The organism is Lentiprolixibacter sp., assembly GCF_982873095.1.
Genome location: NZ_CEYNTP010000184.1, coordinates 1 through 5,756, shown reverse-complemented (window position 1 = coordinate 5,756; position 5,756 = coordinate 1). Strand labels below are relative to the sequence as shown.

The following is a 5,756-nucleotide window of genomic DNA, read 5'->3' as shown; positions in this document are numbered from 1 at the left end:
CGGGAACCTCGAGAGTTACGCCAAGCAGGCCAAGATCATCCACTTTGAGATAGACCCTGCAGAGATAAATAAGAATGTAAAGGTGGATGTCGCCGTACTCGGAAATTCCAAAAAGACATTGGGACTGTTACTCCCATTGATTAAGGAGAACAGCCATGAGGAATGGAAGAAGGAATTCGATAAAAAGTACGAGGAGGAATTCAAAACCGTAATAGAGAAAGACCTTCACCCCACCAAACCCGGTTTAACCATGGGTGAGGTCATCGAGGAGATCAATTTGGCCTCAAAGAACAAGGCGGTAATTGTAACCGATGTAGGGCAGCACCAGATGATTGCCTGCAGGTATGCGAAGTTTGACCAGACCAAAAGTAACATCACCTCTGGAGGACTGGGAACCATGGGCTTTGCGCTACCGGCTGCTATCGGAGCCAAAATGGGTGCCATGGACCGGGAAGTGGTGGCCATTATAGGAGATGGCGGGTACCAGATGACCATTCAGGAGCTTGCCACCATCTACCAAAACCAGACGCCGGTAAAAATCGTCGTCCTTAACAACGATCACCTGGGGATGGTACGTCAGTGGCAGGAATTGTTTTTCGAAAGCCGCTACGCTTCCACGGTAATGACCAATCCGGACTTTGTAAAGATTGCCGAAGGCTATTTCCTGAAAGCCGCCCGGGTAACCGAAAGGAAGGACCTTAAAAAGCGGGTAGAAGAAATGATGCAATCCAAGGAACCCTACTTCCTGGAAGTTCGTGTAGAAAAAGAAGACAATGTTTTTCCAATGATCCCGTCCGGGGCTTCAGTGTCGGAAATCAGATTAAAATAATACAGATGGAAAAAAGGTGGTTTACTATATCCGTTTACTCGGAAAATAATGTGGGATTGCTCAATAGGATATCGGGAATATTTTTAAAGCGTCACATAAATATAGAAAGCTTAAATGTTTCTAAATCAGAAATTAAAGAAGTTTCAAAATTTACCGTGGTCGTCTTTACCACGGAAGACTGGGTGCGGAAGATCGTAGCTCAGATTGAAAAGCAGATTGAAGTCATCAAGGCGTTTTACCATACGGATGAGGAGACGATTTATCAGGAATCGGCACTGTTCAAAATTGCCTCACACCTGCTTTTCGACGAACCTCAGATCCAAAACATCATCGCTGCAAGTAAATCTAAAATAGTAACGGTAAACCGCCAATATTTTGTCTTGGCTAAAACCGGTCGTCGTCACGAGATAGACGAAATGCACGACAATCTGGAACCGTATGGAATATTGCAGTTTGTACGGTCGGGGAGGATCACTGTCACCAAAGAAGAAATGCCAATTACGGCCTTGTTAAATAAAATGTACCAAGATTAATCAATACTACTAAACAGCAAAGAACACTATGGCAAATTATTTCAATACACTTTCCCTCAGGGATCAGTTGACACAACTCGGCAAGTGCCGCTTTATGGATGCCCATGAGTTTGGGGATGGTGTAGCCGCACTTAAAGGAAAGAAGATCGTCATTGTAGGTTGTGGTGCCCAGGGGTTGAATCAGGGGTTGAATATGCGGGATTCCGGACTGGATATCTCCTACGCCCTTCGCGAATCGGCCATAAAGGAGAAGAGGCAATCCTATTTAAATGCCACTGAGAACGCCTTTGTTGTGGATACCTATGAAGCCTTGATACCCACAGCTGACCTGGTCATCAACCTTACTCCCGATAAACAACACACCAACGTGATCAATGCAGTAATGCCGCTTATGAAAAAAGGGGCAACCCTTTCCTATTCCCATGGATTCAATATCGTGGAGGAAGGCATGCAAATCAGAAAAGACCTTACTGTAATCATGGTGGCGCCTAAAAGCCCGGGCTCTGAAGTCCGTGAGGAGTATAAAAGGGGGTTTGGAGTGCCCACCCTGATTGCTGTCCACCCGGAAAATGACCCGCAAGGGAAAGGGTTGGAGCAGGCCAAAGCCTATGCTGCGGCCACAGGAGGCCACCGTGCAGGCGTTCTGGAATCTTCCTTTGTTGCTGAAGTTAAGTCCGACCTCATGGGGGAACAAACCATACTTTGTGGATTATTACAGACAGGGTCGATCCTATGTTTTGATAAAATGGTAGAGAAAGGTGTGGACCCAAAGTATGCCTCCAAGCTTATCCAGTACGGCTGGGAAACTATTACAGAAGGCCTGAAATACGGTGGGATCACCAATATGATGGACCGTTTGTCCAACCCTGCCAAAATTAAGGCGTTCGACCTCTCGGAGGAATTAAAAGACATTATGCGCCCGTTGTTTCACAAACATATGGACGATATCATGAGCGGTCACTTTTCAAAGACGATGATGGAAGACTGGGCGAATGACGATAAGAACCTGCTCACCTGGCGTGCTGCCACTGGTGAAACGGCCTTTGAAAAGACCCCGGCCGGAAAAGATGCGATTTCTGAACAGGAATATTATGATCGCGGGGTGCTCATGATAGCCTTTGTCAGGGCAGGGGTAGAACTTGCTTATGAAGCCATGACCGACTCGGGGATCATAGGGGAATCTGCCTATTATGAATCCCTGCATGAAACGCCACTTATCGCAAATACCATTGCCCGTAAAAAGCTTTTCGAAATGAACCGCGTGATCTCAGACACGGCAGAATACGGCTGCTATCTCTTCGACCATGCCTGTAAACCACTGCTTGGGGATTTCATGAAGCAGATCGATACCGATGTCATTGGGGAGGTATTTGGAGAAGATCGGGACAACGGGGTGGATAATGCACGCCTGATTGCTGTAAACAAAGCGCTTCGGGAACATCCTGTGGAAGTTGTGGGCGCCCGTTTAAGGGCATCTATGACCGCCATGAAACCCATTGTTTAGCCCTAATCATCTATATTTACAGGGCTATCAAAAAGAGAATACTATGGAAACTGCAATTTCTGCTATTCCGGAGAAGTTCCGGATAACGCAATTGATCCACCAGAAAAATTACCTTCTCAACGGGGAAATCAGGGAATGGGACGGATCCACCTCCGAGGTGTATTCGACGATCTCCAGTACCGAGGAGTATGCTCCAACGCTGCTTGGAAGCATCCCTACTATGGGTGAAAGTGAAGCGCTCGAAGCCCTGGATGCGGCCTTAAAGGCTTTTGATAAAGGAAAAGGCGTCTGGCCTACCATGCGTGTGAGGGACAGGATTGCCTGCATGGAGAAGTTTGTAAAGCTGATGGAGACCAAAAGGGATGAAGTCGTAAAGCTACTGATGTGGGAAATAGGTAAATCCCTTCCTGATTCTGAAAAGGAATTTGACCGGACGGTGGAGTACATTTATGACACCATAGAAGAGTATAAACAGCTCGACCGGGATTCGGCCAAATTTCACAAGCACAGCGGGGTATATGCGCATATCCGACGCGGTCCCCTGGGTGTGGTGCTTTGTCTGGGGCCTTATAACTATCCCCTGAATGAAACATTCGCCCTGCTGATCCCCGCTATTATTATGGGGAATACAGCCATTTTTAAGCCTGCCAAACACGGCGTCCTGCTAATTACACCCCTTATTGAAGCCTTTAAGGAGTCTTTCCCGAAAGGAGTGGTCAATATCCTATTTGGAAGGGGGCGTGCTATTGCCGGACCTATCATGAAGACGGGCAAAGTCGATGTACTGGCTTTGATCGGGCATAGTTCATCCGCGAATGCGCTGCAAGACCAGCACCCGAAAAGCAACCGCTTGCGACTGGTCCTGGGGCTTGAAGCCAAGAATCCCGCTATTGTTTTGCCTGATGCCGACCTTGACCTCGCTATTTCTGAATGCCTTAACGGTACGCTTTCCTATAACGGGCAACGGTGTACCGCGCTCAAGGTAGTCTATGTACATAAAGACATCCTGGAGGAGTTCAACAAGAGATTTGCAGAACGTGTGGATGGACTAACCTTCGGAAACCCATGGGATCCGGGTGTACACCTAACACCCCTGCCAGAACCGGGAAAGCCGGATTATATACAGGAACTCATAGATGACGCCCTGGAAAAAGGTGCAAAGATCATCAATGAAAAAGGCGGGGAACGCACGGACAACTATATCTGGCCGGCGGTAATGTACCCGGTAACCAAAGACATGCGGGTGTACGAGGAAGAGCAATTTGGGCCTATTATTCCGGTGGTGGCCTTTGAAGATATCGAAGAACCCCTTGATGATATGGCAGAATCCAATTACGGGCAACAGGTGAGCTTGTTCGGGAATGATGTCTACGCCCTATCACCCTTGATCGATACCTTAGCCAACCTGGTCTGTCGGGTGAACCTGAACAGTTCCTGCCAGCGCGGGCCTGATGTGTATCCCTTTACCGGGCGCAAGGACTCAGCTAAGGGTACCTTGAGTGTGCATGATGCCCTCCGTTCTTTTTCGATAAGGACCTTTGTGGCATCAAAAGACAATACCTACAACAACGAAATCCTGGAAAAACTGCTGGAAACCAAGCTATCCAATTTTATCAGTACGGACTACCTGCTGTAACAGATTATACATTATTTGCCAGCCAGTCACCCACCTCACTGGTCTTGTAAGAAGTACCCCCTTCGGCAAGGTCTTCGGTAACGATCCCTTCGGCAAGGGAGGCGTTGACGACATCCCGAATGGCTTTTGCTTCCTCCTGCAAATCAAAGTCTTCAAACATCATGGCTGCAGAAAGCACTGTAGCCAGGGGGTTGGCGATATCTTTCCCGGCCGCCTGCGGATAGGAACCGTGTATGGGTTCGTACAGGCCAATGTCCTGGCCTAAAGAGGCGGAAGGCATAAGACCCATGGAACCGGAAATGACGGATGCCTCATCAGTGAGGATATCCCCAAACAGGTTTTCAGTGATGAGCACGTCGTAATCGTTGGGCCACTGGACCAGCCGCATCGCTACGGCATCCACGAATTCATAAGAGACGGTTACCTCGGGATACTCCTTTTCAAGGACCTGTACCGTTTCCCTCCAAAGCCGAGACGACTCCAGCACATTTGCCTTGTCTACACAGCACAGCTTTTTGGACCGCTTCATGGCCATCTCAAACCCTTTCCGTGCCAGGCGCTCTACTTCTGCCCGGGTATAGGTACAGGTATCAAATGCAGTGTCCCCATTGTCCTTTCGTCCCCGTTCCCCAAAATAGATGCCCCCGGTAAGTTCCCTCAGGAAAACAAGGTCGGTCCCTTCAATGCGTTCCCTTTTCAAAGGGGATTTATCAATTAAAGAAGGAAAGGTAAACGTGGGCCGTACATTAGCAAAGAGGCCTAGTTTTTTTCGCATCCTCAACAGGCCTTGTTCGGGCCTCACCCTGGCGGAGGGATCATTGTCGAATTTGGGATGCCCTATGGCTCCAAAGAGCACGGCGTCCGAAGTGCTGCAGATCTCGTGGGTTTCCTCCGGATAGGGGTCGCCAACAGCATCTATGGCTGCAGCCCCCGTAAGGGCAGGCCGCCAGCTGATTTCATGGTCAAATTTGGTCGCTATTGCGTCGCACACCTTTACGGCTTGTGCAATTACCTCGGGGCCAATACCATCCCCGGCCAAAAGAGCTATCTTAAGTTTCATGGAAGTTGTAAATCTCTGGGTTCAAATCATGTTTAACATTTTCTCTGTCGCCTTTATCGCGGATACGGTCTGGTCAGAATCCAGCCCACGCGTGGTAAAATCCTTGCCGTGGCTTTCCCAGGTAATAAAGGTTTCGCACAGGGCATCGGAGTGGCTTCCCGGGGGTATCCTAACCGCATAGTCGATCAGGTCGG

The 5,756-nt window shown here is 48.7% G+C and carries 6 protein-coding genes; 4 read left to right on the top strand and 2 right to left on the bottom strand.

The annotated features are described in order from the left end of the window. The 4 genes from AC4E7D_RS10760 to AC4E7D_RS10745 form a co-directional block, all read left to right on the top strand. Window positions 1–829: thiamine pyrophosphate-dependent enzyme (locus tag AC4E7D_RS10760; RefSeq protein ID WP_490173798.1), on the top strand; the 829-nt coding region annotated here is incomplete at its 5' end. Window positions 830–834: 5 nt separating this feature from the next. Further along, complete coding sequence (ilvN, locus tag AC4E7D_RS10755; RefSeq protein WP_490173797.1) at window positions 835–1,362, top strand: acetolactate synthase small subunit; 528 nt, start codon at window positions 835–837, stop codon at window positions 1,360–1,362. A 28-nt stretch (window positions 1,363–1,390) separates the two neighbouring features. After that, window positions 1,391–2,866 carry a ketol-acid reductoisomerase gene (gene ilvC / locus AC4E7D_RS10750; protein ID WP_490173796.1) on the top strand — a complete coding sequence of 492 codons (1,476 nt, stop codon included), beginning with the start codon at window positions 1,391–1,393 and terminating at the stop codon, window positions 2,864–2,866. Between the two features lie 43 nt (window positions 2,867–2,909). Beyond that, complete coding sequence (locus tag AC4E7D_RS10745; RefSeq protein ID WP_490173795.1) at window positions 2,910–4,502, top strand: NADP-dependent glyceraldehyde-3-phosphate dehydrogenase; 1,593 nt, start codon at window positions 2,910–2,912, stop codon at window positions 4,500–4,502. A 4-nt stretch (window positions 4,503–4,506) separates the two neighbouring features. Here the strand turns inward: AC4E7D_RS10745 and leuB are convergent, their stop codons facing one another. Both leuB and AC4E7D_RS10735 read right to left on the bottom strand, forming a co-directional pair. Further along, complete coding sequence (gene leuB, locus AC4E7D_RS10740) at window positions 4,507–5,562, bottom strand: 3-isopropylmalate dehydrogenase (RefSeq protein WP_490173794.1); 1,056 nt, start codon at window positions 5,560–5,562, stop codon at window positions 4,507–4,509. 21 nt (window positions 5,563–5,583) lie between these two features. Then, window positions 5,584–5,756: alpha-isopropylmalate synthase regulatory domain-containing protein (locus AC4E7D_RS10735; RefSeq protein WP_490173799.1), on the bottom strand; the 173-nt coding region annotated here is incomplete at its 5' end.